Annotated in this window: 25 protein-coding genes; 13 read left to right on the top strand and 12 right to left on the bottom strand. The window is 69.8% G+C overall.

Features of this window, described 5'->3' with window-relative positions; genetic code table 11:
- Window positions 1-12 precede the first annotated feature (12 nt).
- Both ATK36_RS29505 and ATK36_RS29500 read left to right on the top strand, forming a co-directional pair.
- Entirely contained in the window at window positions 13-729 is a 717-nt protein-coding gene (locus tag ATK36_RS29505) for an enoyl-CoA hydratase/isomerase family protein (protein ID WP_245915299.1), read from the top strand.
- Between the two features lie 115 nt (window positions 730-844).
- Window positions 845-2,248 carry a S28 family serine protease gene (locus ATK36_RS29500; protein ID WP_098514436.1) on the top strand — a complete coding sequence of 468 codons (1,404 nt, stop codon included), beginning with the start codon at window positions 845-847 and terminating at the stop codon, window positions 2,246-2,248.
- 31 nt (window positions 2,249-2,279) lie between these two features.
- Here the strand turns inward: ATK36_RS29500 and ATK36_RS29495 are convergent, their stop codons facing one another.
- From ATK36_RS29495 to uvrB, 3 genes are read right to left on the bottom strand one after another with little or no spacing between them, the layout of a single operon-like run.
- Window positions 2,280-2,681: a type II toxin-antitoxin system VapC family toxin gene (locus ATK36_RS29495; protein ID WP_098514435.1), complete on the bottom strand. Its 402-nt coding sequence runs from the start codon at window positions 2,679-2,681 to the stop codon at window positions 2,280-2,282.
- A complete protein-coding gene (locus ATK36_RS29490) occupies window positions 2,678-2,950 on the bottom strand; it encodes a type II toxin-antitoxin system VapB family antitoxin (RefSeq protein ID WP_098514434.1) in 273 nt (90 codons plus the stop codon). The genes ATK36_RS29495 and ATK36_RS29490 overlap by 4 nt, the downstream gene beginning before the upstream one ends.
- Window positions 2,951-2,979: 29 nt before the next feature.
- Window positions 2,980-5,139, bottom strand: a complete 2,160-nt coding sequence (gene uvrB, locus ATK36_RS29485; protein ID WP_098514433.1) for an excinuclease ABC subunit UvrB — start codon at window positions 5,137-5,139, stop codon at window positions 2,980-2,982.
- Window positions 5,140-5,241: 102 nt separating this feature from the next.
- Between uvrB and ATK36_RS29480 the strand changes: the two genes are divergently transcribed.
- The 3 genes from ATK36_RS29480 (at window position 5,242) to ATK36_RS29470 (ending at window position 7,684) form a co-directional block, all read left to right on the top strand.
- Window positions 5,242-5,766, top strand: a complete 525-nt coding sequence (locus tag ATK36_RS29480; RefSeq protein ID WP_098514432.1) for a DUF402 domain-containing protein — start codon at window positions 5,242-5,244, stop codon at window positions 5,764-5,766.
- Window positions 5,767-6,056: 290 nt separating this feature from the next.
- Window positions 6,057-6,512, top strand: a complete 456-nt coding sequence (locus ATK36_RS34045) for a class I SAM-dependent methyltransferase (RefSeq protein WP_245915298.1) — start codon at window positions 6,057-6,059, stop codon at window positions 6,510-6,512.
- Window positions 6,513-7,057: 545 nt separating this feature from the next.
- A complete protein-coding gene (locus ATK36_RS29470; RefSeq protein WP_098514431.1) occupies window positions 7,058-7,684 on the top strand; it encodes a response regulator in 627 nt (208 codons plus the stop codon).
- On the opposite strand, the gene ATK36_RS34510 is transcribed toward ATK36_RS29470, so the two are convergent.
- Together ATK36_RS34510 and coaE are read right to left on the bottom strand one after the other, a co-directional pair.
- The gene (locus ATK36_RS34510; protein WP_342752074.1) at window positions 7,674-8,354 is read right to left on the bottom strand and encodes an aminoacyl--tRNA ligase-related protein; all 681 of its coding nucleotides are present in this window, start codon (window positions 8,352-8,354) and stop codon (window positions 7,674-7,676) included. The two genes, ATK36_RS29470 and ATK36_RS34510, sit on opposite strands and share 11 nt — an antisense overlap.
- On the bottom strand, window positions 8,342-9,526 hold the full coding sequence (gene coaE / locus ATK36_RS29465; RefSeq protein ID WP_098515274.1) for a dephospho-CoA kinase: 1,185 nt from the start codon (window positions 9,524-9,526) through the stop codon (window positions 8,342-8,344). Before coaE ends, ATK36_RS34510 begins: the two co-directional genes overlap by 13 nt.
- 221 nt (window positions 9,527-9,747) lie before the next feature.
- On the opposite strand from coaE, the gene ATK36_RS29460 reads away from it, so the two are divergent.
- Window positions 9,748-9,963: a hypothetical protein gene (locus ATK36_RS29460; protein ID WP_098514430.1), complete on the top strand. Its 216-nt coding sequence runs from the start codon at window positions 9,748-9,750 to the stop codon at window positions 9,961-9,963.
- Between the two features lie 50 nt (window positions 9,964-10,013).
- Here the strand turns inward: ATK36_RS29460 and ATK36_RS29455 are convergent, their stop codons facing one another.
- Entirely contained in the window at window positions 10,014-10,454 is a 441-nt protein-coding gene (locus ATK36_RS29455) for an OsmC family protein (RefSeq protein WP_098514429.1), read from the bottom strand.
- A gap of 140 nt (window positions 10,455-10,594) precedes the next feature.
- Here ATK36_RS29455 and ATK36_RS29450 point away from each other — a divergent pair, with 140 nt between their 5' ends.
- Complete coding sequence (locus ATK36_RS29450; RefSeq protein WP_245915297.1) at window positions 10,595-11,254, top strand: TetR/AcrR family transcriptional regulator; 660 nt, start codon at window positions 10,595-10,597, stop codon at window positions 11,252-11,254.
- A 680-nt stretch (window positions 11,255-11,934) separates the two neighbouring features.
- On the opposite strand, the gene rpsA is transcribed toward ATK36_RS29450, so the two are convergent.
- Window positions 11,935-13,428, bottom strand: coding sequence for a 30S ribosomal protein S1 (gene rpsA / locus ATK36_RS29445; RefSeq protein WP_098514428.1), 1,494 nt, complete (start codon window positions 13,426-13,428; stop codon window positions 11,935-11,937).
- A 406-nt stretch (window positions 13,429-13,834) separates the two neighbouring features.
- Here rpsA and ATK36_RS29440 point away from each other — a divergent pair, with 406 nt between their 5' ends.
- The 5 genes from ATK36_RS29440 (at window position 13,835) to ATK36_RS29420 (ending at window position 18,908) form a co-directional block, all read left to right on the top strand.
- On the top strand, window positions 13,835-14,686 hold the full coding sequence (locus ATK36_RS29440) for a class I SAM-dependent methyltransferase (protein WP_098514427.1): 852 nt from the start codon (window positions 13,835-13,837) through the stop codon (window positions 14,684-14,686).
- Between the two features lie 18 nt (window positions 14,687-14,704).
- Window positions 14,705-15,601 (top strand): GNAT family N-acetyltransferase, encoded by an 897-nt coding sequence (locus ATK36_RS29435; RefSeq protein ID WP_098514426.1) that lies wholly within the window; start codon window positions 14,705-14,707, stop codon window positions 15,599-15,601.
- A 111-nt stretch (window positions 15,602-15,712) separates the two neighbouring features.
- Window positions 15,713-16,417 carry a P-loop NTPase family protein gene (locus tag ATK36_RS29430; protein ID WP_098514425.1) on the top strand — a complete coding sequence of 235 codons (705 nt, stop codon included), beginning with the start codon at window positions 15,713-15,715 and terminating at the stop codon, window positions 16,415-16,417.
- 26 nt (window positions 16,418-16,443) lie between these two features.
- Window positions 16,444-18,339 (top strand): YhgE/Pip family protein, encoded by a 1,896-nt coding sequence (locus tag ATK36_RS29425; protein ID WP_098515272.1) that lies wholly within the window; start codon window positions 16,444-16,446, stop codon window positions 18,337-18,339.
- Window positions 18,336-18,908, top strand: a complete 573-nt coding sequence (locus ATK36_RS29420) for a TetR/AcrR family transcriptional regulator (RefSeq protein WP_098514424.1) — start codon at window positions 18,336-18,338, stop codon at window positions 18,906-18,908. Before ATK36_RS29425 ends, ATK36_RS29420 begins: the two co-directional genes overlap by 4 nt.
- Before the next feature lie 524 nt (window positions 18,909-19,432).
- Here the strand turns inward: ATK36_RS29420 and polA are convergent.
- Window positions 19,433-22,168 carry a DNA polymerase I gene (polA, locus tag ATK36_RS29415; protein ID WP_170069962.1) on the bottom strand — a complete coding sequence of 912 codons (2,736 nt, stop codon included), beginning with the start codon at window positions 22,166-22,168 and terminating at the stop codon, window positions 19,433-19,435.
- Between the two features lie 62 nt (window positions 22,169-22,230).
- Between polA and ATK36_RS29410 the strand changes: the two genes are divergently transcribed.
- Window positions 22,231-22,671: a PaaI family thioesterase gene (locus tag ATK36_RS29410; RefSeq protein ID WP_098514422.1), complete on the top strand. Its 441-nt coding sequence runs from the start codon at window positions 22,231-22,233 to the stop codon at window positions 22,669-22,671.
- Between the two features lie 76 nt (window positions 22,672-22,747).
- Here ATK36_RS29410 and ATK36_RS29405 read toward each other — a convergent pair whose 3' ends face one another.
- The 4 genes from ATK36_RS29405 to ATK36_RS29390 are packed head-to-tail and all read right to left on the bottom strand — an operon-like array spanning window position 22,748 to window position 26,526.
- Complete coding sequence (locus tag ATK36_RS29405) at window positions 22,748-23,461, bottom strand: ABC transporter ATP-binding protein (RefSeq protein WP_098514421.1); 714 nt, start codon at window positions 23,459-23,461, stop codon at window positions 22,748-22,750.
- Window positions 23,448-24,377 (bottom strand): ABC transporter ATP-binding protein, encoded by a 930-nt coding sequence (locus ATK36_RS29400; protein WP_098514420.1) that lies wholly within the window; start codon window positions 24,375-24,377, stop codon window positions 23,448-23,450. The genes ATK36_RS29405 and ATK36_RS29400 overlap by 14 nt, the downstream gene beginning before the upstream one ends.
- Window positions 24,374-25,519 (bottom strand): branched-chain amino acid ABC transporter permease, encoded by a 1,146-nt coding sequence (locus tag ATK36_RS29395; protein ID WP_098514419.1) that lies wholly within the window; start codon window positions 25,517-25,519, stop codon window positions 24,374-24,376. Before ATK36_RS29395 ends, ATK36_RS29400 begins: the two co-directional genes overlap by 4 nt.
- Window positions 25,516-26,526 carry a branched-chain amino acid ABC transporter permease gene (locus ATK36_RS29390; protein ID WP_098514418.1) on the bottom strand — a complete coding sequence of 337 codons (1,011 nt, stop codon included), beginning with the start codon at window positions 26,524-26,526 and terminating at the stop codon, window positions 25,516-25,518. The genes ATK36_RS29395 and ATK36_RS29390 overlap by 4 nt, the downstream gene beginning before the upstream one ends.
- Between the last annotated feature and the right edge of the window lie 88 nt (window positions 26,527-26,614).

Below are 26,614 nucleotides of genomic sequence, written 5' to 3'. Positions count from 1 at the left end.
ACGGTGCTGCGCGTGACGATCCGACTGGAACTCTCCGCAGGCGCCGAGGGCATCGCCCTGGTGAAGATGGAGCAGGGCCTGGACACCGCGACCTGCCGCCAGCTCGTGCTCGGCCTTGAGGAGGCGGACGCGGCGGAGTCCCGCGCCGTCGTGCTGACCGGCACCGGGGACACCTTCTCCCCCGGCGCCGACCTCGCCAGGATCGTCGAAGGCGGAGCACGCCGCATCGAGGAGTTCCTGTCCGAGCTGTCGGACGCGCTGCTGGCCGTCTTCGGTTTCCCGCGTCCGGTGGTGGCCGCGGTCAACGGGCACGCGACGGGCTTCGGGCTGGTGCTCGCCGCCGCGTGCGACCACCGGGTGGCCGCTGACGGCGAGGGCCGGCTCGGTATGCCGGAGCTGCACCGCGGGGTGCCGTTTCCGTTGGCTGCGCTGGAAATCCTGCGGTGCGCCTACGGCACGACCCCGTTGCCCGCACTCGCCTACAGCGGCGCGGCCCTGACCATCGCGGACGCGCTGGCGCGGGGGCTGGTGGACGAGGTCGCGCCCGCCGAGGAGCTGAGGTTCCGGGCCGTGGAGCTGGCGACGCGGCTGGCCGGGCTCCCGGCCGAAGCGTTCGCGCACACCAAGGCCCAGCTGCGCCGCCCCTATCACGAACGGATCGCCGAGAACCGGGTGTCCGACGACGCCCGGGTGGAACGGCTGTGGTGCGCGGAAAAACCCTCGAAGTGATCAAGTCCTCTATGGACCGGAGCTGAGCGCCGCGTCCCTACCTTCGGCCGGTGTGGCCGTTGTCGGCGAGCCGATAACCTCGGCCTGTTGATCTTCCGCTGTCGAAAGGGACCGCGTGCGCAGGCTGCTCACTTTCTCGTCCGTTCTCCTCGTGACCGCCGGGCTCGTCACGGCGGCGCCCGCGGCGAGCGCGAGCGACATCACCACCGAGCTGGCGGCGATCCCGCGGCTCACCGTCGTCTCGAAGGACCCCGCACCCGCGGGATTCCAGTTCTTCAAGCTGACCTTCACGCAGCCGGTCGATCACCGGCATCCGGAAGGGCGCACGTTCGAGCAGCGGTTCACCTTGCTGCACCGGGATTCCTCCGCCCCGACGGTGGCCTACACCAGCGGCTACGACGTGTCCCAGACGCCGAATCGCAGCGAGCCGACCCGGATCGTCGACGGCAACCAGCTGTCCATGGAGTACCGCTATTTCACCCCGTCGCGCCCGGAACCGGCGGACTGGTCCCGGGATCTCACCATCTGGCAGGCGGCGGCCGACGAGCATGATGCGGTGCAGGCGCTCAAGAAGATCTACCGGGGCCGGTGGCTGGCGACCGGTGGCAGCAAGGGCGGGATGACCGCGACGTACTTCCGCCGGTTCTTCCCCGATGACGTCAACGGCACGATCCCCTACGTCGCGCCGAACGACGTCATCGACCCGGTGGACAACTACAACCGGTTCCTCGCGAACGTCGGCACCCCCGAGTGCCGCGCCTCGCTGAAGGCACTCCAGCGGGACGCGCTGAAGCGGCGCGACGAGCTGGGCGAGCTGGCGAAGGCGGCGGCCGCGAAGAAGGGCTACACCTTCAAGACGGTGGGCTCGCTCGACAAGTCCCTCGAGATCGCGGTGATCGACTCGTACTTCGGCTTCTGGCAGTACCAGAAGGCCTCGGACTGCGCATCGGTGCCGAAGCCCGGCGCACCGGCTGCGACGGTGTGGAACTGGTTCGAGAAGGTGGAGAGCCTCAACAGCTATTCCGACCAGGAACTCGATTCGGTCGTGCCGTACTACTACCAGGCCGCGGTGCAGCTCGGCTCCCCCGAGGCGTACGACAGCTACCTGCGCGACCTGCTGCGCTATCCGGGCGCCGACACACCGCGGACCTTCGTGCCCGCCTCGGTGCGGCTGCCGCGGTTCGACTACCTGGCCATGCCGGACATCGACTTCTGGGTGAAGTCGCAGGGACGGCAGTTGCTGTTCGTGTACGGCTCGAACGACCCGTGGAGCGCCGAACCGTTCCAGCTCGGCTTCGGGAGCAGGGATTCCCACCGCTACTTCGTTTCGGGCGGTAACCACGGGTCGTCCATCGCGCAGCTGCCGCCCGCGCAGGCCGCGGAAGCCACTTCGGCGATCCGGCGCTGGGCGGGTCTGCCGGAGTCGCCCGCTTCGGCCCGCTCGTTCGCGGGGACCGCGCCTTCGGGCTTCCCGGACTTCGACACCGATCAGGTGCTGACGGAGCGGCCCCGGCTGTAGCGGGATCGCTCCGGGCCGGACTCCCGGCGAGTCAGCTCTCGCCGAGTTCGACCAGGGGAAGGTCGGTGTGCGGGAAGTCGTCGCCGATATAAAGCAACGGTTCCCTGGCGATCGTGGCGGTGGCGTAGGAGTAGCAGTCGCCGAGGTTGAGCCTGGCCGGGTGCCGCCCCTTTCCGAACTGGCCGAACGCGTCGATCGCCGCTTCGCTGTGTTCCTCGGTGAAGGGAATCGTCGTGATGTGGTTGTCCTGGAGGAACCGGGCAAGCACCAACCGGCCCCGTCCGCCGAGTTTCGCCGTCAAGACCACGCCGACCTCCACGAGAGTCGGCGCACCGATCCGGGGCGCAACCGCCTCCGCGAGCTTTTCCTCGAGCGATTCGTGCCCGGGCTCCCGGAGCACGATCGCCACGATGGCGGAACTGTCGACGATCACACGCCCTCCGGCCCGAACCCGAGGATGTCTTCGATCTCTTCCTTGGAGATCGGCTTTCCCAGCTCCTCCGGCGGGATCAACGGCCAGATCTCCTCTTCCAGCACACGGCGCATCCGCTTGAGCCGCTCGTCGGTGTTCTCGCGCTGCCTGAGCTGGTCTCTCCGCAACCGGAGAGAGTCGCGGACGGCGCCGGTCTTGCTGGCGCCGGTCAACTGGGCGACCTCGGCGGCCAGCCGCTCGGTCTCGGCGTCCTTGATGTTCATGGCCATGGGTGTAAGAGTACCAGGGTATGGTGTAACTACTTAATCCCCGCCGCGTCCATGCCGCGGAGCTCCTTCTTCAGGTCGGACACCTCGTCGCGGAGCCGGGCAGCCAGCTCGAACTGCAGGTCGCGGGCGGCCTGCATCATCTGGTCGGTCATCTGCTGGATCAGGTCGGCCAGCTCCGCGCGGGGCATGGCCGAGACGTTCTTCTCGGTCAGCACCCCGGAGCTGCGCACACGGTCGCCCTGTTCGGGTTTCTTGCCACGCGAGGCGTTGCGGCCGGAACCGCCGACCGCGACCGATTCCGCGGAGTCCTCCGCCTCGCTGTAGACGCGGTCCAGGATGTCCGCGATCTTCTTGCGCAGCGGCTGCGGGTCCAGCCCGCGCTCGGTGTTGTAGGCGACCTGCTTGGCCCGGCGGCGGTCGGTCTCCTCGATCGCGTACTGCATCGAGTCGGTGATCTTGTCCGCGTACATGTGCACCTCACCGGAGACGTTCCGGGCCGCGCGGCCGATCGTCTGGATCAGCGAGGTGCCGCTGCGCAGGAAGCCCTCCTTGTCCGCGTCGAGGATCGCGACCAGCGACACCTCGGGCAGATCGAGGCCCTCGCGCAGGAGGTTGATGCCGACCAGCACGTCGAAATCCCCGGCCCGCAGCTGCCGCAGCAGCTCGACCCGGCGCAGGGTGTCCACCTCCGAATGCAGGTACCGCACCCGGATGCCCAGCTCCAGCAGGTAGTCGGTGAGGTCCTCGGCCATCTTCTTGGTCAGCGTGGTGACCAGCACCCGCTCGTCCTTCTCCGCCCGCTCGCGGATCTCGTGCACCAGATCGTCGATCTGCCCCTCGGTGGGCTTGACCACCACCTTCGGGTCGACCAGGCCGGTGGGCCGGATGACCTGCTCGACGAACTCCCCGCCGGTCTGCCCCATCTCGTACGGCCCGGGGGTGGCCGAGAGGTACACCGTCTGCCCGATCCGGTCGGAGAACTCCTCCCAGGTCAGCGGCCGGTTGTCCACCGCGCTGGGCAGCCGGAAGCCGTAGTCGACCAGGTTGCGCTTGCGGCTCATGTCGCCCTCGTACATACCGCCGATCTGCGGCACGGTCTGGTGCGATTCGTCGATCACCAGGAGGAAGTCCTCCGGGAAGTAGTCGATCAGGGTGGCCGGGGCGGACCCGGCGGAACGGCCGTCGATGTGCCGCGAGTAGTTCTCGATCCCGGAGCAGAAACCGACCTGCCGCATCATCTCGATGTCGTAGGCGGTGCGCATGCGCAGCCGCTGCGCCTCCAGCAGCTTGCCCTGCTTCTCCAGATCGGCCAGCCGCCCCTCCAGCTCGGCCTCGATCCCGTGGATCGCCTTCTCCATCCGCTCCGGACCGGCCACGTAGTGCGTGGCCGGGAAGATCCGCACCTCCTCGACCTCGCGCACGATGTCGCCGGTGAGCGGGTGCAGGTAGTACAGCTTGTCGATCTCGTCGCCGAACAGCTCGACGCGGATGGCCAGCTCCTCGTACGCCGGGATGATCTCCACGGTGTCGCCGCGCACCCGGAAGGTGCCGCGCGCGAACGCGATGTCGTTGCGCGTGTACTGCACGTCGACCAGGGCGCGCAGCAGCACGTCGCGGTCCACCGTGCCGCCGACCGTCAGCTTGGTGGACCGGTCGAGGTAGGACTGCGGGGTGCCGAGACCGTAGATGCAGGACACCGAGGCGACCACGATCACGTCCCGCCGGGACAGCAGGTTCATCGTGGCCGAATGCCGCAGCCGCTCGACGTCGTCGTTGATCGACGAGTCCTTCTCGATGTAGGTGTCGGTCTGCGCGATGTAGGCCTCGGGCTGGTAGTAGTCGTAGTAGCTGACGAAGTACTCGACCGCGTTGTGCGGGAACAGCTCGCGCAGCTCGTTGGCCAGCTGCGCGGCCAGCGTCTTGTTCGGCGCCATCACCAGCGTGGGGCGCTGCACGCGCTCGATCAGCCACGCGGTGGTGGCCGATTTGCCGGTCCCCGTGGCCCCGAGCAGCACGACGTCCTTCTCTCCCGCGGTGATCCGGCGCTCGAGATCGTCGATGGCGGCCGGCTGGTCGCCGGCCGGCCGGTACTCGCTGACCACCTCGAACCGGCCGCCGCTGCGGGGCACCTCGGAGACCGGGCGGAAGTCGGACTGGGCGAGGACGGGGTGTTCGGTTGCGAAAGCCACGTCCCCAGGGTAGGCGCCACCCCCGACAATTTCCGGTGCACCCGGTCCGACCTGCGGCGAAGCCTCCGTGACCCCGCGTGGGGCAGCGGGCAAGATGAGCGGGTGACCGACGTGCACCCGCCCAAGGTGGAGATCTTCGACCCGCCCGCCCGCCTGAACGTGGACAACAAGGGCATCCGCCGGGAGGTGGAGGAGTTCCGCGAGGAGCCGTTCGGGCTGTACCTGGCCCGGCCCGCCCCCGGGCGCGCGCAGTTCCACTTTCTGGAGTCCTGGCTGCTGCCCGGACTCGGGCTGCGGATCACCGACTTCTGGTTTTCCCCCGGCCACGAACGCGATCAGGACTTCTATCTGGACGTCGTCCGCGTACACCGCGACGGGCCGCGCTGGGTGGCCACGGACCTGTACCTCGATCTGGTGCTCAAGGACAAAGTCTCGATCCGGGTCATCGACAGTGACGAGCTGCTCGCCGCAGTGGCGGCAGGACTGCTTCCTCAAGCCGAAGGCGAGTACGCGCTCGAAGCCGCGTACGCCGCGTTGGAGGGCATCGCCGCGCATGGTTACGACCTGTCCGGCTGGCTGTCCGCGAAGGGCATCACGACGACTTGGCGGCGGCACCCCACCCGGTGAACCACCGGGGGAAATCCCACCCTGTCCGGCGGGCAACCGCATTACCCGCGCGCCGCCGTCCGGCCACGATCTGATCACTATGAACGTGAACGAGAACGTGAACGTCTCGCCGAGCCGGTGACGCTGGACTTCGTCGAACGGCTCTACCGTGAGCACATGACGCGCTGCGGGCCGCCCGCGAGGCGCAACAGGCCCACCGCAGTGCCCACCCGTCGACGAAGACCCGGCTCGACGACGTCGAAGCCGAGATCACCTACCTGCTGCTGCGTCACTTCCGCCCGGAGAAGGTGGTGGAGATCGGCTCCCTGCACGGCTGGTCCACGAGCTGGCTCCTGCACACGCTCGTCGACAACGAGACCGGACGGCTGGTCACCGCCGACCTGATCGACCGCGCCACCGAGACCGTGCCGAAGTCGCTGTCGGACGGCCGCTGGGAATTCCGCAAGGGCGACGCGAAAACCCTCACCGGCGACTGGCTGTCCGATGTGGACTATCTGTTCATCGACGCCGATCACCGCGCCCGCTTCGCGCGCTGGTACCTCGCCGACGTCTCCCCGGCGCTGCGGCCGGGCATCCCGGTGAGCGTGCACGACGTGTTCCACCGGGCGGTCCCGCTGCCGTTCACCGAAGGCGTCGAGGTACTGTGCTGGCTCGACCGCGCCGGGACCGCGTACTTCACCGCGGCCCGCGCCCGGGCCCGCGCACCCACACTCGGCTCGGCGAACTCCGCCGGGAACTGGGCCTGATCGAACCGGTGCACACCGGGCGGAACGACCCGATGCTGTTCTTCCGCGTGCCCGAACAGCGCTGAGCGGCACTCGCGCATCCACCGATCGGTTGATGCACCTCCGACCGTTCCGACGATCCGTTCCGCCTCTCTCTCGCGGGATTCTCGGAAGCAGCCGGCGGGAAGGGGGGCGCAGATGTCGGTCATCGAGAAACAGCGTGGCACCGCCGCGGAATCGGGCACGGCGGTGTTCGCGCGTACGCCGGTGCAGAAGCTGTTCACCACGTGACAGCGGCGGGCGATGCCCGGCGCCGCTGGGGGTGGCGCCGGGCATCGCCCCGACCGTGGACAGAGCACAGGATGGAGCCGTGAACCCGCTACCTGAACGCTGTGAAGGGGCCCTTCACGGACTCTGAGTCCGTGAAGGGCCCCTTCACAGCCGATGCGCCAGGCCAGGGAAACCGGCGTGCGGCGCCGGGCCAGGCGGCGGCACCGCGATCTCGGTCGACCTGCCCGCCGTTCCGGCTGCCACACTGGAAGCACCCACAACGAGGAGACCCCCGGATGACCGTCACCCTGATCATCGCCGACGACCACCCGATCGTCCGCGACGGTCTTCGCGGGATCTTCACCGGGGAACACGGCTTCGACGTGCTGGGCGAAGCCGCGAACGGCGCCGAGGCGGTCACCCTCGCCCAAGCGCTGCACCCGGACGTTGTGCTGATGGACCTGCGCATGCCCAGCACCGACGGGGTCGCCGCGATCACCGAGCTGGCCCGGCTCGGCAACCCCGCCCGGGTACTCGTGCTGACCACGTACGACACCGATTCCGACGTGCTGCCCGCGATCGAGGCCGGGGCCACCGGCTACCTGCTCAAGGACGCACCTCGCGAGGAGCTGTTCCGCGCCGTGCGCGCAGTCGCCCGTGGTGAGTCGGTGCTCTCCCCCGCAGTGGCCAGCCGGATCATGGGCCAGCTGCGCGCGCCGGCACAGGAACCGTTGTCCCAGCGCGAAATCGAGGTACTCACCCTGGTTTCCCGCGGCTCCACGAACAAGGAAGCGGCGAAACAGCTGTTCATCAGCGAGGCCACGGTGAAGACCCACTTGCTGCACGCGTACGCGAAGCTCGGCGTGAAAGACCGGGCCGCAGCAGTCGCGGTGGCACTGGGGCGCGGGTTGCTCAGCACTTGACGCAGCCGCGGCTAGCCACAGGTCCCCGCCGCGAGCCGCCACCCGCGCGGTCACCGCAGCGAGGAAATCCCCGGCAGACAACGGATCCAGCCGCCGCCCGTCGCGCAGGCGCACCGCGATCGAACCCGAGGCGGCTTCCCTCGCGCCGAGGACAGCCTGGTACGGCACGAGCCGGTGGGCACGGACTCGCGCGGCGAGGCTGCCATGGTCGGCGGACACGGCCCCGGCACGCAGCCGGCGTCCAGGCACCACAGCACCAGCGTCGCGTCGGCCGGGATTCGGCGTCACCCACCAGGAACACAACCACCTGGACCGGGGCCAGCAAAAGCGGGAATGCACCCCCGTGCTCCTCGACGAGCTGGGCCAGTACGCGTTCCAGGCTGCCGAGGATACTGCGGTGCACCAGGACCGGCCGGTGCGCGCGGGCGTCCGGTCCGAGGTACTGGAGACCGAATTGTGCCGGCTGGTGGAAGCCGACCTGAACGGTGCACAGGGTCCACTCCCGACCAGCGCTGTCGGCAAACTGGATGTCGATCTTCGGGCTGTAGAACGCGGCCTCGCCCGGTGCGCGTTCGTGTTCGACGCCCTCCTGCGCCTCGGCGAGCAGATGCTCGGCGTTGGCCCAGTCTTTCGGCGATCCCGCGTACTTGCCCCGCGTCACGGCTTCCATGAGCTGTCCGCGGCCCACGCTTCGGCTCGCGTGAACGCCTCGTTGACCCAGCCCTGCTTCGCCTCGGCGTAGTACTGGACGGTGCCGTCCCCGGCGTGCTCGCCGGCCAGCCGCTGCTTCACCGCCGCGTAGTCTTCCCGCTCCCCGGGGTGCGCGCGGATCCAGTCACGGAACAGCAACGCCAGCCGCCACCCGGGGGTCTCGACGGACCGGACGTGCAGGTTGACCGCCCGCTTCGGGTCGGCGCCGACGTGCAGCCGCTTGGGCCACGGCGTGCCGCCGTCCTGCGGGTCGTCCACCCACTCCCCCTCCCGCTGCGGGAACCCGGCGTCCGCGAGCGCCTCGGCGAGCGCGTCCGCGTCGTCCAAAGTGGACACTGTGAGCTGGAGGTCGAGCACGTCCTTCGCGGGCAGTCCGGGCACCGCGGTGGATCCGATGTGGTCGGCGCGGACCAGGCGCGGCCCGGCGAGCTGACGCAGCCGGGCGAGCCGGCGTTCGGCCTGCAGCGGCCAGCTCGGATCGTATGCGGAGAGCACCGGCGACGCCGGGGGCCGCGGTTTGCGCAGCCGCAGGTTCGCCTCGAAGGGCACGAGCCGGTCCGCCCACAGCTCGTCCACCTCGGCGAGCACGGCGTCGCGCCGGCCGCCGTTGTCGAGCCATACGTCGGCCACCGCCCGGCGCTGGTCCTCGGTCGCCTGCGCGCGGATCCGCGCCCGGGCGTCCTCTTCGGTCATCCCGCGGGCCTCGACCAGGCGGCGGACGCGGACCTCGACCGGCGCGTCCACGACCACCACGAGGTGGTAGGCCGGGGCCAGGTCGTTCTCCACCAGCAGCGGCACGTCGTGCACCACGATCGCGTCGGCGGCGGCCTCGGCCATCAGCTCGCCGGTGCGCTGCCCGATCAGCGGGTGCAGGATCCCGTTCAGCCGCTGGCGGGACTCCTCGTCGGCGAACGCGCGGGCGCCCAGCGCCGCCCGGTCCAGCGACCCGTCCGCGGCGAGCACTCCGGTGCCGAACGCCTCGGCGATCGCGGCAAGCCCCGGCGTGCCCGGCTCGACCACGGCACGCGCGATCCGGTCCGAGTCCACGACCACGGCGCCGTGCTCGGCCAGCCGGTTCGCCACCGTCGACTTGCCCGAACCGATTCCGCCCGTCAGGCCCACTCGCAACATGAGCCACACCCTAACCAGCGCGCCTCGCACCCCGTGCGGCGAACGGCCCGGCACCCGCTGCACGTGCACCAGCACGGGTGGTCGCACATCCAGGAGGGAAACGCAAGTACATTCCGCCGTAATGTGGAACCGATCCGGGTGACACGCCGCGAGGTTCCGCCGTTTTCCGGGCGCGGTTGCGTAGCTTGTGCTGCGGAAACTCAGCCCACACGGAGGAACGGATGGCGGACAAGCACGTCGGGAAGCACCGGCTCGGCACCCCCGGACTGGTGCACTGCGGTGCCTACCGTCAGGTCGCCGACGCACTCGCGGAACACCGGCGTACATGGCTGAGTGCCCTGCTCGTCCCGGCCCAGCACAGCCTGGCCGGGCTCCGCCGCCGCGCACTGGCCGCCGCCGCGGAGCGCGCCTGGGTGCCTGCGGTGTCCCCCTCCTGAACCGGCTGCCGCGTCCCTCCGTGGCGGCCGTCCGGTTCGGACTGATCTCGTCACACCGCGTGGGTCTCGATCATGATTTCGTGGCTCAGCGTACGGTGCACCGGGCATTTCTCCGCTATCTCCGCCAGTTTCGCGCGCTGGGCCGAGTCCAGGTCGCCGAGGAAGGAGATCTCCCGGATGATCCGGCTGAGCATGCCGGTCTCGGTTTCGCAGCGTTCGCAGTCGCGGGCGTGCACGCGGTCGTGCCGGAGCCGGACCTCGGTGCGGACCAGCGGGATACCCTTGCGGTCGGCGTACATTCGCACCGTCATCGCGGTGCAGGTGCCCAGTGCGGCGAGCAGCAGGTCGTACGGGGTGGGTCCGGCGTCGCCGCCACCGGCGGAAGCCGGCTCGTCGGCGAGGAACTCGTGCGTCGCGGTGCCGACATGCTGTGTGTAGCGGCCGCTGCCGGCATCGGTGACGACGACGGTGCCGGGCTCCGGCTGGGTCATTGCGGGGGCTCCCTCCGGCCTGGCGCCGGGGTCCCGGCGTCGCGTGTGGACGGTGCCGGAGGAATCCAGGCACTGGCCGACGTTCCCAAGACGCCACGGATATCGTATCTTCTGCTTCGAGACGCGGATGCTCTTCCCGCGTGGCACGGGTGAAGGGGGTGGAGAGCGTGGCCACCCGCCATCTCTCGACACAACCGGCCGAGCAGCACCACCGGCGGCGGTTCCTCGACGCGGCCCTGGCGGTCCTGACCGACCGCGGCGTCGCCGGGCTGACCGTCCGCGGCGTCGCCGAACGCGCCGGCGCGTCGACGATCACGGTGTACACCCGCTTCGGCGGCCGGGTCGGACTGCTGGACGCGCTGTACGAACGCGCATTCGACCTGCTGCGCGAGGACCTGCGGGCCGTCCCGCCGGAGACCGACGACGGGATCGCCGACGTCCTCGAGGTCGCACAGGCCTACCGCCGCTTCGCAATGGCGAGCCCGGCCCGGTACGGGCTCATGTTCGAGCGCTCGATCCACGACTACGACCCGGACCCGGCCCTGCGCGCAGGCGTGGTCGCCACGACTTTCGTGGAATTCGTCACGAAAATCGGCCGGGTCAGCCCACCCGGCGTGAGCGCCCGGGACTGCGCCTACCTGCTCTGGACGTCCATGCACGGCCTGGTCAGCGTGGAGCTGACGATCCGCTCCCAGACCCACATCGAAGACTGGTTCCTCGACCCGACGGCGGAAGCCCACGGCCGGATGTACCGGCACGGGGTGCTGGCCATGATCACGGGGCTGGGTCTTCGCAACTGAGCCGCCGGGGCTGGGCGGGTCGTGGCCGTCCTGGGGGCATGGCTGGGCCGGTCGCGGCTTGCGCCGTCCCAAGTCCGGCCGGCTTACACAACTGAGTCGACTGAGTCGCTGGAGTAGCCCACGGCGCGGCTACCTCATCGCTCACTGCCACCCCGGATGCGCCTCACCGAGATCGCCGTCCCGCCGCGCTGGCGGAGGTCCGTGAAGGGCCCCTTCACGGACTCTGAGTCTGTGAAGGGGCCCTTCACAGCCCACGAAAGCCAGGCGTAGGCGGGCGGCGGTGCCGCCGACCGACGTCTGCGGCCCCGGCCCGGTCCACCCGAACGCCGAGCCACTTCGCCCAATATATTCACCCGCCCGCAGAGCCCACGGCGGCCCTGGTGCCGCCTGAGCCGGACGTCCGGACATCTTGACCAACACCCACACCGCACCCGCTCCGGCCGAGCCTCAGCACCGCCGCCCCGCCGCGGCACTCCGTGGCCGAAACCCAGCCCGGCCGTCCGGGCCTGGCGCTCCGAACCGAACGGCGACCCAGCCGAGCCCCGGCCCGACGACCGCGGCAAGCCTCGCACCATCCCCCGGAGCGGCAGCAAACCCCGGAAAGGCCCGGAAAAGGGCCCGTGGCCCCGGTCCGCAAGGGACCGGGGCCACGGGGGTGGATCAGCTGGCGCCGAACGGGCTCACGCGCCGCCGGAGAGCTTCTCGCGCAGGGCGGCGAGCTGCTCGTCGCTGGCGAGCGTGCCGCCGCTCTTCGCCTCGGCGGGAGCGGAGGAGGTGTAGCTCTGGTCCCCGCCCTCGATGCCGGTGGCAGCGTCGGCAGCAGCCTCGGCGTCGGCCTCGGCGGCCTTCTTGACCTGGGTCATGTGCGCCTCGTAGCGGGTGTGCGCCTCGGCGTACTGGCGCTCCCACTCCTCGCGCTGCTTGTCGAAGCCTTCCTGCCACTCCTGGGTGTCCGGGTCGAAGCCCTCGGGGTAGATGTAATTCCCCTCGTTGTCGTACTCGGCGGCCATCCCGTACTGGGTCGGGTCGAACTCGGTGTCCGGCGTGACACCCTCGTTCGCTTGCTTCAGCGACAGCGAGATGCGGCGGCGCTCCAGGTCGATGTCGATGACCTTGACCATGACGTCGCCGTTGACCTGCACGACCTGCTCCGGGATCTCCACGTGGCGCTCGGCCAGCTCGGAGATGTGCACCAGGCCCTCGATGCCCTCCTCGACGCGCACGAACGCACCGAACGGGACGAGCTTGGTGACCTTGCCCGGCACGATCTGGCCGATCGCGTGGGTGCGAGCGAACTGGCGCCACGGGTCTTCCTGGGTCGCCTTCAGCGACAGGGACACGCGCTCGCGGTCCATGTCCACGTCCAGCACCTCGACGGTGACCTCCTGGCCGACCTCGACGACCTCGGACGGGTGGTCGATGTGCTTCCAGGACAGCTCGGACACGTGCACCAGGCCGTCGACGCCACCCAGGTCCACGAAGGCACCGAAGTTGACGATGGAGGACACGACGCCCTTGCGGACCTGGCCCTTGGCGAGCGCGTTGAGGAACTCGCTGCGCACCTCGGACTGGGTCTGCTCCAGGTAGGCCCGGCGGGACAGGACCACGTTGTTGCGGTTCTTGTCCAGCTCGATGATCTTCGCCTCGAGCTCGCGGCCGACGTAGGGCTGCAGGTCGCGCACGCGGCGCATCTCGACCAGCGACGCGGGCAGGAAGCCACGCAGGCCGATGTCCAGGATGAGGCCGCCCTTGACGACCTCGATGACGGTGCCCTTGACGGGCTCGTCCTTCTCCTTGAGCTCCTCGATCGTGCCCCAGGCGCGCTCGTACTGCGCGCGCTTCTTGGACAGGATCAGACGGCCTTCCTTGTCCTCCTTCTGGAGGACCAGGGCTTCGACCTCATCGCCGACGGTGACAACCTCGGCCGGGTCGACATCGTGCTTGATGGACAGCTCACGCGAGGGGATGACGCCCTCGGTCTTGTACCCGATGTCGAGCAGGACCTCGTCGCGGTCGACCTTGACGATGGTGCCCTCGACGATGTCGCCATCGTTGAAGTACTTGATCGTCTTGTCGATCGCCGCGAGGAAGTCTTCCTCCGACCCGATGTCGTTGATGGCGACCTGCTGGGGCGCGCTGGGTGCGGTCGGGGCGGTGGCGGTGTCGGTGGTCATTAGGCGGGTTGCTCCGGTGGGATGGGTATCGTAGGTGGTCGGTCGGCTACCAGGATGGCGAAGCACGGCGGAACCCCGATGACGAGGCATGCGACGGCCCTGCTCAAACGTCCGGCGAGCAAACGTTCCACCAGTGAACGACCGCGGCATGACCCGCTGACGGTGCGCGGCCCCGGCTGGTAGAGCCCCGGGCAGCGCTGACCCACTGCGCTAACACGTATCGTACGCGGGCCCCGGTACCGGACACAATCAGGGTCGGCAACGGCCCCCGCTACCGTGGGCGGGCCGCCCCGGCCACCCGCCGCGAGTCCGGAAAAGTGGCTCTGTACAGCCGATTCCCGGGCCGGGCCAACCCGCCGCCGCCCCCGATGACCAACCCGCCGCCGCCCCCGACGAGGAGCCTGTCATGCCCGAGCCCGCCGCACCGCCCGCGGACCCGACGGAGAGCACCGAGCATCGGCTCGGCACCACCGGCGTGGCGCACCGCGAAGTCGGCGGGGCGGAAGCCGAAGCGGCGAACCTCGCTTGGTGGGACGCGGACGCCGACGACTACAACGCCACACATGGCGGCTTCCTCGGTGACGCCGACTTCGTCTGGTGTCCCGAAGGCGTCCGGGAGGAAAACGCCCGGCTGCTTGGCGACGTACGCGGGCGTCGCGTCCTCGAAGTGGGTTGCGGACAGGCTGCGTGCTCACGATGGCTCGCGTCGGAAGGCGCGTACGCGGTGGCCGCCGACCTGTCCGGCGGGATGCTGCGCCACGCCCGCGCGGGCAACGAGCGCACCGGCGTGGCAGTCCCCCTCGTACAGGCCAACGCCGAGCGACTGCCGTTCGCGGACAGCAGCTTCGATGTTGCGTGCTCCGCGTTCGGCGCGCTGCCCTTCGTGCCTTCGCTGGAGACCGTGTTCACGGAGGTGCACCGCCTGCTGCGCCCGGACGCGCCGTGGGTGTTCTCGGTGACTCACCCGATACGCTGGATCTTCCCGGACGACCCGGGGCCGCAAGGCCTGACCGTGACTCAGCCGTACTTCGACCGCACGCCGTACGCGGAGGTCGACGAAGACGGTGTCGCCACGTACGTCGAATACCACCGTACGGTCGGCGATTACGTACGCGCGCTCAATGCGACCGGCTTCGCGCTGGAGGATCTGCTCGAACCGGAGTGGCCGGATGGACACACCCGTACGTGGGGCCAGTGGAGCCCGCTGCGCGGCCGGCTCTTCCCCGGCACGGCGATCTTTCGCACTCGCCGCGCCTGAACGATTACGCTGCGCCAGGTGAGCACCACCGAGCGCTTCACCGCCCTGGACCCGCTCCTGCCGCCGCCCCCGCCCGAGGCCGGCGGCGAGCGGATCACGGCCGTGACCGCCATCGGCGAGCGTGTTTCCGGTGTGCTGCAACGGTATCGGCACGGTCCGGGGGACGTCGCGCTGCTGTGGTCGGCCGAGCAGGTGTGGCAGCTGTTCCCCAATCCCGGAATCTCCGGCACCGCCGGGTTCGACGCGCTGCTCGGCGCCCTGCGGTCCCGAATGGACAATGAGCAGGCTGAGCCGGACTCGGCCTGCGTGGTCAACTGGCCGAGCCGCGACGCGGAGGCGATCCGGGCCTTCCTCGACCACGGCATGGTCCCAATGGCCGCACTGGCCGTGCGCACCGGGCAGGAGCCACCGGCCCCCGAGCCGGACGGCCCGGCCATCCGCAGCGCGGGACCGGAGGACCTGGACACCGTCCTGGCGCTGTGCACGGCGACCTTCGACTACACCGGCCTGGTCGCGCACCGCCGCCGCGCGCAGACCGCGGAGCTGCTCCGCCCGGCCTTGCGGCACACCCTCGACGAACCGGCCACCTGGCTGGCCGAGGAGAACGGTGCGGCAGTCGGCCTCGCCCAGTGCGCCTGGGTCGAGTCCGAGCCGGGGAACGCGGCCGCGGAGCTGCTGCCGACGGGCCGCTGGGGGTACGTGAACAACGTGGTCACCGCGACTGGTCACCGCAGCCGCGGGATCGGGCGGGCCCTGATGGCCCGAGCGCATCGCGAACTGAACGGCCGCGGAACGGCGGGCACCTACCTCTACTACAACCCGATCAACCCGCTCTCCTCGGTGTTCTGGCACCGGCAGGGCTACCGTCCCTTGTGGACGTCGTGGGAGGCACACCCGGCTTCCGCGCTGCGCTGAACAAGCCCGCGCCACCTGGTTGTGTGACGTGCGACCACCCAGGTTGCCCGGCCCTCACGGACCGGGCTAAGTTTTGAACTGACCAGTCAGTTCAAAGACAGGAGTGCGACCGTGCGGGTCCACGCCGACCGGGTGTCCCTCGACGGGCCCCACGGGCCGTTGCTGCCGCCGACCTCGGTCATCGTCGAGGAGGGCGGGCTCACCGTGGTGCACGGCGAACCCGGCGTCGGGGTCACCGCGCTGGGTCTCGCGCTCGCCGGGCGGATGCGCCCGACCACCGGCACGGTGACCGCCGAACCCGCCGGTGAGCTGCGGAGCCTGGTGGCCGTCGTGGACGCGCCCGGGGTCAGCGAACCGGACGAGGCGCTCCCCCTGCGGGTGGTCGTCGGCGAGGAACTCGCGCTGGCGCGTCGCCCGGCGGGCAAGCCGGATGTGGCTGCCTGGCTGGCCGAGCACGACGCGGCACCGTTCGCCGAGACCCGGTTCGAGAACCTCGTGCCGACGCTGCGGATTCGGCTGCTGACGGAGCTGGCCGCCGAGCGGGCCGGCGTGCGGGTACTGGTGCTGGACACGCCCGACCGGCACACCAGCGACGTCGCGACCTGGGCCGAAGTGGCCCGGACGCAGGCGACGCGTGGTTTCGCGGTCGCCGTGCTCACCGCGACCACGCCGCTCTCGGCACTCCCCCAGCCACCGGCCCGGATCGGGTCGGCCGAACAGCCGGATCCGGTGCGGTACGCCGCCCCCGAAGCAAGCACGGAAATCAGCACTGCGACCGGCGCCGAAACCGCGGCCGCCGAAGGAGACCGGGCATGACATCCCCCCACAAGCGCACCGGTGGCCTGAACGCGTTCCGGATCGCGCGCAACGAGCTGCGCCGATTGTCCACCGGGACGTTGCCGAAGCTGGCGATGGCCGCGCTCGTGCTGGTACCGCTGCTGTACGCGTCGTTCTACCTCTACGCCAACTACGACCCCTACGGCCGGCTGGACAAACTGCCCGCGGCCGTGTTCACCGAGGACGCCGGGGCGAAGGATTCTTCCGGCGCGGAGCGCAACATCGGCCACGAGGTGACCGGCGAACTGCTGCAGTCCGGCACCTTCCAATGGCATCAAACGTCCGAAAAGGACGCCCGGGACGGCGTGCGCGACGACAAGTACTCGTTCGCCATCGGCATTCCGAGCGGGTTCTCCGCGGCGCTGCTCTCGTCCGGGAACTTCACCCCGCAACAGGCGACCATCACGCTCACCACCAACGACGCCAACAACTATCTGTCCGGCACGATCGCCAAGCAGGTGGCCGACCAGGTCCGCAAGACCATCGCCAAGAAGGTGGGCAGCGAGGCCGCGGACCGATTCCTCGTCGGATTCTCCACCATCTACGGCAAGATCTCCGAGGCGAGCAACGGCGCCAAGCAACTCGCCGACGGCGCGACCAGACTGCAGACGGGCCAGCACCAGCTCGCCGACGGGGCGCATCAGCTGGCGGCCGGCTCAGGCACGCTCGCCACCGGGCTGGGCACGCTGAAGTCGAGCACCGCGGATCTGCCCGCACAGACCCAGAAACTCGCCAGTGGCGCCGGACAAGTGGCCGATGGCAACCAGAAAGTGGCCGACGCCGCGTCGCTGGCCGCCTCGGCCTCGTCCGATCTGCAGAGCCGGCTCGACGGATATCGGGCTCAGCTGAACACGCAGCTGCACGACGCCGGGCTGTCCGACAGTCAGGTCAACGACGTCCTCGCGCGGCTGGACGCGCTGCGCTCTCCCGTCGATCAGGCGAACGGGAAGATCCAGTCGGCCAACGGTCAGGTGCAGAAGCTCGCGGACGGCGCGCGCCAGGTCTCCGACGGCGCGCACCAGCTCGCCTCGGCCTCGCCGCAGCTGGCGAGCGGGATCGCGAAGGCTTCCGACGGCGCGAACCAGCTGCGCGACGGCGCGGCCGAACTCGACGACGGCGAGAAGACCGCGGTGACCGGCACGGACCAGCTCGCGGCCGGGTCCACGAAGCTGCGTGACGGACTGTCGGCCGGGCTTTCGCAGATCCCGAACCCGGACGACCCGACCCGGACAGCGACCGCGAACACGATCGCCGACCCCGTCGCGGTCACCTCCAACGGCGTCGCTTCCGCAGGCACCTACGGGGCCGGGCTCGCTCCGTTCTTCATCGCCCTGGCGACCTGGATCGGCGCCTTCGTGCTGTTCCTGCTGATCCGGCCGCTGTCCACCCGGGCACTCACCGCGGGCGCGTCCCCGCTGCGGGTCGCGATCGGCGGATGGCTGTCCTCGGCCGTGCTCGGGCTGGCGCAGGTGGTGGTGCTGTTCGCCGCGGTGACCTGGCTCGTCGGGATTCACGTGGCGCATCCGCTCGGCGCGATCGGGTTCGCTTTCCTGGTGTCGCTCACGTTCACGTCGGTGGTGCACGCGCTCAACGCGTTCTTCGGCGCGGTCGGCAAATTCCTCGGGCTGGTGCTGCTGGTGCTGCAACTGGTCAGCGCGGGCGGCACGTTCCCGTGGCAGACCATCCCGGACGCGCTGTACCCGCTGCATCTGGTGCTGCCGATGGGCTATGCGATCGACGGGTTCCGGCATCTGCTCTACTCCGGCGCGTCGATGCAGATCCTCGGGGACGTCGGGGTGCTCCTGGCCTACCTTGCCGGCGGGATCCTGCTGTCCACGCTCGCCGCGCGCAAGCGCCGGGTCTGGTCGGTGTCCGCGCTCAAGCCCGAGCTGAGCCTGTGAGAGAGGCGACGAAGCAGAAGCTGTTCGAGGCGACCCTGCGGCTTTCGGCCGGCAAGGGGCTGGTGGGGCTGACCGTCGACGACATCGCGGCGGAAGCGGGCGTGGCCAAGGGCACCGTGTACTACAACTTCGGGTCGAAGGACGGACTCGTCGACGCCCTGCTCCGGTTCGGCGTCGACCTGCTGGCCGGACGGCTGCGCGCGGCCGCTTCGGACGCCGACCCGCTGGACGTGATCGAGGCGCAGGTGGACACCACGCTGGAGTTCATCGGCGAGTACCCGGGGTTCTCCCAGATCGTGGTGAGCGAGCTGTGGCGTGCGCCGGGCCGGTGGCACGACACGCTTTCCCTGCTGCGCGAGGAGATCATCGCGATCGTGAAGACCCAGCTGGAACGGCTCGACGCGGCCGGCAGGCTGCCCGCCGGGGTGCGCATCCCGACCGCGGCCGCGGGCCTGTTCGGCACCATGCTGGTGGTCGCGCTCGACTGGCAGGTCTTCCAGCCCGCGCGCAGCCGGGCCGAGGCGCTGGACTCGGTGATGGTCCTGGTGCGCGGGCTGGGCAAGGGGTGAACGGGTCACCCCTCGCGCAGCCGTGTGGGCGGATCAGTGGCAGTTGGCGCAGCAGCCACAGCCCTTGCCGGTGCACGCGGAACAGCACCCGTGACGCAGGAAGGTCCTGAAGAGCCGCTCGAACATGTCTCAGTCCTCCGAATTAGATGGGCATGTGCGCATGTCACGCTAGGTGCCCATGGCGCGCCGCCGGTACCGCTGACCGGGCGGGTGTGCCGGGCCGAAACCGTGGAGCTGCACGGTTTCCTGCTCGCGCAGCGGCATGCGAAGTGTCCACAAAGGACTCATATGGCCCGGTGGGCGGACCCGTCCGGCGGCGTGGGGAGTACGGCGAGGCGTCCGGATGGCCGAAGCGGGCGGATCACGGAGCGACGGTGAACCCGGCAGGTCTGCTCACGGGCGGGCATCGTGAACCGGCATGAGGTGGGCAGGGTTCGGCCGGACAGGGCGCGCACGCCACCGCACCCACGCGAAGCACTCGGCCGGTCGTGACCCGCACCCGGGCCACGACCGGCAAAAAGAAGTCAGTGCGCGGCCTCGTTCCACGAGCGGCCGTAGCCGACCGAGACCTCCAGAGGGACGGCGAGGTGGTAGGCCGAGCCCATGCCTTCGCGGACCAGGTTCTCGACCTCCGCGCGTTCGCCCTCGGCCACTTCCAGCACCAGTTCGTCGTGCACCTGGAGCAGGACGCGGCTGCGCAGCTTCGCCTCGTCCAGCGCGCGGTGCACGTTGAGCATGGCCACCTTGATGATGTCGGCCGCGCTGCCCTGGATGGGGGCGTTGAGGGCCATCCGCTCGGCCATTTCGCGGCGCTGCCGGTTGTCGCTGTTGAGGTCCGGCAGGTAGCGGCGGCGGCCGAAGATCGTCTCGGTGTAGCCGCGTTTCGCGGCCTCGCCGACCACCGACTGCAGATAGTCGCGCACCCCGCCGAACCGGGCGAAGTACGCCTCCATCTGCTCCTTCGCCTCCTCGGTGGAGATTCGCAGCTGCTGCGAGAGCCCGTACGCGGACAGCCCGTAGGCCAGGCCGTAGGACATCGCCTTGACCCGGTACCGCTGCTCCGCGGTGATCTCCCCGGCCTGCACCGAGAACGCCCGCGAGGCAACGAACGTGTGCAGGTCCTCACCGCTGTTGAAGGCCTCGATCAGCCCCTCGTCCTGGGACAGGTGCGCCATGATGCGCATCTCGATCTGGCTGTAGTCCGCGGTCATCAGCTCGGTCCAGCCCGCGCCGACCACGAACGCGTCGCGGATGCGCCGGCCTTCCTCGGTGCGCACCGGAATGTTCTGCAGGTTCGGCTCGATCGAGGACAGCCGGCCGGTGGCCGCGATGGTCTGCTGCAGTGTGGTGTGGATGCGCCCGTCGTCGGCGACCGACTTGATCAGCCCCTCCACCGTGGTGCGCAGCTTGGTCGCGTCGCGGTGCTCCAGCAGGTACTGCAGGAACGGGTGCTCGGTCTTCTCGAACAGGCCCTGCAGCGCCTCGGCGTCGGTGGTGTAGCCGGTCTTGGTGCGCTTGGTCTTGGGCATGCCGAGTTCCTCGAACAGCACCACCTGCAGCTGCTTCGGGGAGCCGAGGTTGATCTGCTTGCCGATCACCTCGTAGGCGGAATCCGCGGCCTGGGTGACCCGGCTGAGATAGTGCGCCTCCAGTTCGGTCAGCTGGTCGACGTCGACCGCGATGCCCGCCGCCTCCAGCTCGGTGATCACCTCCAGCAGCGGCAGCTCCAGCTCGGCGAGCAGCTTCGCCCCGCCCAGCTCCTCCAGCTCGGTGCCCAGCGCGCAGCTCAGCTCGAACACCGCGCGGGCGCGTACCAGCTCGGCGGAGATCTCCTTCTGCTCCGCCTCCTCGGCACCACCGTCGAGCAGCGACAGCTGACCGTCGCCCTCGTCGGCTTCCGAGCGCAGCTCACGGTGCAGGTACCGCAGCGCCAGATCGTCCAGCCCGAAGGTGCGCTGGCCCGGTCGCGCGAGGTAGGCGGCCAGCGCGGTGTCCATGGCCAGCCCGGCGAACGTCCAGCCGCGTGCCCGCACCGCGTGCAGCGCCACCTTCAGATCGTGCCCGATCTTGCGGATCTCCCCGTCCGCGAACCAGGCCGCCAGCGCCCGGTCGTCCGCCTCGTCCATCGTGGTGACGTCGGCATAGGCGCCCTCGCCGTCCGCCGTCGCGAAGGCCACCGCGCGCAGGTCGGAGCGGACAGAGGTGCCGGTCGTGCGGAACGCCAGCGCAACCGGCGCGGACGGCCCCGCGTGCGCGTCCAGCCATTCGGCCAGCGCCCCGGGCGCCAGCGCCGAGCCGGACACCTCGAAGCCTTCCTCGGCCTCCGGTTCGGCACTGCTGAGCGTGTCGAAGAGCCGCTCGCGCAGCACCCGGAACTCCAGCTCGTCGAACAGCCGGTGCACCGCCTCGCGGTCCCACGGGCGCAGCTCCAGCTCGGCCGGCGTGGTCTCCAGCGGCACGGTCCGCACCAGCTCGGTCAGCTCGCGGTTGAGCGTGACCGAGGACAGATTCGCGCGCAGCGCCTCGCCGACCTTGCCCTTCACCTCGTCCACCCGGTCGATCAGCTCGGCCAGCGTGCCGAACTGGCGGATCCACTTGGTCGCGGTCTTCTCGCCCACGCCGGGGATGCCGGGCAGGTTGTCCGAGGGGTCGCCGCGCAGCGCCGCGAAATCCGGGTACTGGCTCGGGGTGAGGCCGTACTTCTCCTCGACCGCCTCCGGGGTGAACCGGACCAGATCGGACACGCCCCGCTTCGGGTAGAGCACGGTGACCCGCTCGCCGACCAGCTGCAGCGCGTCACGGTCGCCGGTACAGATCAACACGTCGAAATCCGCGCCCGCCTGGGTGGTCAGCGTGGCGATGATGTCGTCGGCCTCGTAGTTCTCCTTGGTCAGCGAGGGGATGCCGAGCACGTCGAGCACCTCCCGCACCAGGTCCACCTGGCCGCGGAACTCGTCCGGGGTGGCACTGCGGTTGGCCTTGTAGCCGGCGAAGGCCTCCGAGCGGAAGGTCTTGCGGGACAGGTCGAAGGCCACCGCGAGGTGCGTGGGCGCCTCGTCGCGCAGCAGGTTGATCAGCATCGAGGTGAACCCGAACACCGCGTTCGTGACCTGCCCGGTCTTGGTGCGGAAATTCTCCGCGGGCAGCGCGAAGAACGCGCGGTAGGCCATGGAATGGCCGTCGATCAGCAGCAGCCGGGGCCGCTCGGCGGTGGTGGCGGCTGTGGCGTTGGCAACGGTTCGGTTCTCGCTCGGGCTCACGGGGGCGAGTCTAGGGTGGGGGTCCGACACTCTTGCGGGTCGCATAGGTTGAGGAGCGTTGAGTGACCGAACAGGCCGCCGAAATCTCGCCGGGTACGTTCGCGGGCATCGATCCCGCGGCCGCCGGGCAGCAGCTGAACGACAGGATCGGGCTGAAGGTCACCGAAGCCTCCCCCGAGCGGGTCGTCGGCACCATCCCGGTCGAGGGCAATCTGCAGCCCTACGGCCTGCTGCACGGCGGGGCGAACGCGACCGTGGCCGAGGCGCTCGGCTCGATACTGGCCGCGCTCAACGCCGGCCCCGGACGCGCCGCGATGGGGCTCGAACTGTCCTGCACGCACCACCGCGCGGTCCGCGCCGGCACGGTCACCGGGGTGGCCACCCCGGTGCACGTCGGGCGCGGCACGATCACCGCGGAGATCGTGCTCACCGACGACGAGGGCCGCCGCACCTGCACCGCCCGGCTCACCTGCGTCGTCCGCGACCGGCCGCCGGGCGCCTGAACGTGGAAGCTGTGAAGGGGTCCTTCACGGACTCAGAGTCCGTGAAGGACCCCTTCACAGCCTTGAAAACGGGCCCTCAGCCGACGCCGAGATAGGCCTCCTTGATGCTCGAATCGGCGAGCAGTTCCCGGCCGGTGCCGGTTTTGGTGATCTGCCCGGTCTCCAGCACGTACGCGCGGTGCGCGCGGGAGAGCGCCTGCTGCGCGTTCTGCTCCACCAGCAGCACCGTGGTGCCCTGGCGGTTGATCTCCGTGATGATCCGGAAGATCTGCTGGATGAACTGCGGGGCCAGGCCCATCGACGGTTCGTCCAGCAGCAGCAGCCGGGGCTTGGCCATCAGCGCGCGGCCGATCGCGAGCATCTGCTGCTCGCCACCGGACATCGTGCCGCCGACCTGGGTCCGGCGTTCGGCCAGCCGGGGGAACAGCTCGAAGACGCGATCGAAGTCCGGCTTCAGATCCTTCCGGTCCTTGCGCGCGTACGCGCCCATGTCCAGGTTCTCCAGCACCGTCATGCCGGGGAAGATCCCCCGGCCCTCCGGCGACTGCGAGATCCCGCGCACCACGCGGAGGTCACCGCGCAGCCGCGTGATGTCCTCCCCGTCGAACCGGACGCTGCCCGCCGACACCGGCCGGATCCCGGAGATCGCCCGCATGGTGGTGGACTTGCCCGCCCCGTTCGCGCCGATCAGGGTGACGATCTCGCCCTCGTCCACCGTGATGGACAGGCCGGACACCGCTTTGATCCGGCCATAGTGGACCGACACTTCGGACAGTTCAAGCAACGTCATCGTCGGGCACCCCCAGGTAGGCGGCAATCACCGCGGGATCCTCCCGGATCTCGGCAGGCAGTCCCTCGGCGATCTTCTTGCCGAATTCCAGCACCACGATCCGGTCGGTCACACCCATCACGAGCTTCATGTCGTGCTCGATCAGCAGCACGGTGTACCCGTCGTCGCGGATCGTCCGGATCAGCCCCATGAGCTCCTCCTTCTCCGCCGGGTTGAACCCGGCGGCCGGCTCGTCGAGGCAGAGCAGTTTCGGCTCGGTGGCCAGCGCCCGCGCGATCTCCAGGCGCCGCTGGTAGCCGTACGGCAGATTCTTCGCGCGGTCCGCGGCCCGGTCCGCGATACCGACGAATTCCAGCAGCGCCATGCCCTTCTCGATCGCCTGCTTCTCCTCGCGGTGGTGCCGCGGGCTGCGCAGCAACGCCCCGAGCAGGCTGGTGCGATGCCGGGCATCGGTGCCGACCACCACGTTCTCCAGCGCGGTCATGTCGCCGAAGAGCCGGATGTTCTGGAACGTCCGGGCGATGCCGAGCTGGGTGATGGCGTGCCGGGAGGCCTTGGCCAGCGGGCGGCCCTCCAGCAGCACCTGCCCGGAGGTGGGCCGGTACACCCCGGTCATCGCGTTGAAGCAGGTGGTCTTGCCCGCGCCGTTCGGCCCGATCAGGCCGAGGATCTCGCCGCGCCGGATGCCGAAGGACACCGAATCCAGCGCGACCAGCCCGCCGAAACGCACCGTGACGTCGTCGACGGCCAGCAGGGTCTCCCCCATCGCCACGTCGATGTCGCGGTCGGGGGCGACGACGTCGGCGACCTCGGCCTCGTGCTCGGCGAGTTCGGCCTCGCTCATCTGCGCGACCTCGGCGACCAGCCCGCCCTCGGCCGGGACCTCGGGGCCGCTGCCGTTGCCAGGGGCGGTCATGCCTTCTCTCCCGGGTTCTCGGTGGCCAGTGAACCGTCACTGCTGACCTGCTCGCCCTTGCCGAGCAGCCGGCGATAGGCCTGTCTGCCGTAGGTGAGCAGCCGCTGCCGCGCACCGAGCAGGCCCTGCGGGCGAAAGATCATCAGGATGATCAGCGCCAGGCCGAAGATCAGGTACTTGTACTCGGCGATCGCCTGGAACCGCAGCGGGATGTAGGCCACCACCACCGCGCCCAGCAGCACGCCGACCTTGTTGCCCGCGCCGCCGAGGATCACCGCGGCGAGGAACAGCATGGACGTGACCACGTCGAACTTCTGGTTGTTCACGAAACCCAGCTGCCCGGCGTAGAGCGCGCCGGAGAGCCCGCCGATCGCCGCGCCGCCGACGAACGCCCAGATCTTGAACTTGAACGTGGGCACGCCCATGATCTCGGCCGCGTCCTCGTCGTCGCGGATGGCCACCCAGGCCCGGCCGACCCGGCTGCGTTCCAGGTTCCCGACCAGCAGCAGCACCCCGATGATCAGCGTGACACAGAGCCAATACCAGGGGGTTCCGTTGGTATTGCTGAACAACGGACTGCCGTCGGCGTTCGTGCCGGGCGGATGCCCGACGCTCTGGAACCCGCGGTTGCCGCGCAGCGGTGCGACGTTGTCCGCCAGCAGCCGCACGATCTCGCCGAAGCCGAGCGTGACGATCGCCAGATAGTCCCCGCGTAATCGCAGCGTCGGTGTCCCGAGGATCACCCCGAAGATCATCGTGACCACCATCGCGATCGGCAGCACGACGAGGAACGGCAGCTTCGAGAGGGAAGAGTCCGGGCTGGTGAACAACGCCATCACGTAGGCGCCGATCGCGAAGAAGCCGACATAGCCCAGATCCAGCAGCCCGGCCTGGCCGACCACCACGTTCAGCCCGATGGCGACCAGAGCGTAGCGGGCCACCTCGAACATCGCGGTCGGGAAATCGTACCCGGGCTGCGTGGTCAGCAGCGGCGGATTGAGCACCGGCAGCAGATAGACCAGCGCCACCAGCGGGATGAGCACCGCCCACTGCTGGACCCGGGGCAGGTTGTTCCACCAGTCCGACACCGGGCGGCGGCGCTGCGCCGTGGCCCGCGCGGGCGGGGTCGAGGTCACCGTCATACCCGTGCCTTTCCGAGCGACTCACCGAGGATGCCGGTGGGCCGGATCATCAGGATCAGCACCAGCAGCACGAACGCCACCACGTCGCGCCACTGCCCGCCGAACAGCGACTGGCCGTAGTTCTCCACGACCCCGAGCAGCAGGCCGCCCAGCAGCGCGCCGCGCAGGTTGCCGATCCCGCCCAGCACCGCGGCGGTGAACGCCTTGATGCCGAGGATGAAGCCGCCCTGATAGGAGGCGCCCTGCGGGATCTTCATCATGTAGAGCAGCGCGGCCGCGCCGGCCAGCAGGCCGCCGATGAGGAACGTGGTCATGATGACCCGTTCCTTGTTCACGCCCATCAGCGTCGCGGTGTCCGGATCCTGCGCGACCGCACGGATGCCCCGGCCGAACCGGGTGCGGTTGACGAACATGTCCGTGCCGATCATCAGCAGGATCGCGGCGAGGATGGTGATGATCGTGACGTTGGTGACGCTCGCGCCGAAGATCTGGAAGACCTCGTCGTTGCGCAGCAGCCGGATGCTGTTCTCCGGGTTGCCGCCGCGCCAGATGAACAGGATCTGCTGCAGCACGAACGAGGCGCCGATCGCGGTGATCAGGAAGACCAGCCGGGGTGCCCCGCGTTTGCGCAGCGGCCGGTAGGCGACCCGTTCCAGGACCACCGCGGTGCCCCCGGACACGGCCATCGCCGCGATCAGTGCCAGTAACAGGAACCCGACCAGTTCGAACACCGGTAGCTCGGGAGTGGTGCCGGGCCGGAACCCGAGGCCGTAGAAGGTGAACCACGTCGCGTAGGCGCCGTAGATGAACACCTCGGAGTGGGCGAAGTTGATCAGCTTGAGCACGCCGTAGACCAGGGTGTACCCCAGCGCCACGAGTGCGTAGATGCTGCCGTAGGACAGACCGTCGATCGTGTTGGACCAGAACTGGTTCAGGAACGAATCGACGTCGAAGGTGATCCAGCCCTCGCCCTGGGCCAGGACGAGGGAGCCGAGCTCATGAGTCATCGACACACTAGTTCTCCAAGTGGGTCCGGGGTGTGCACGCGGCGGGATCAAGCCGCCGGGCGCACACCCCGGTACCGAGCAGGGCCGA

Origin of the sequence: Amycolatopsis sulphurea, from assembly GCF_002564045.1 — a bacterium.
In the GTDB taxonomy this organism is placed as follows: domain Bacteria; phylum Actinomycetota; class Actinomycetes; order Mycobacteriales; family Pseudonocardiaceae; genus Amycolatopsis; species Amycolatopsis sulphurea.
This window is presented reverse-complemented; position numbering and strand designations above follow the sequence as displayed.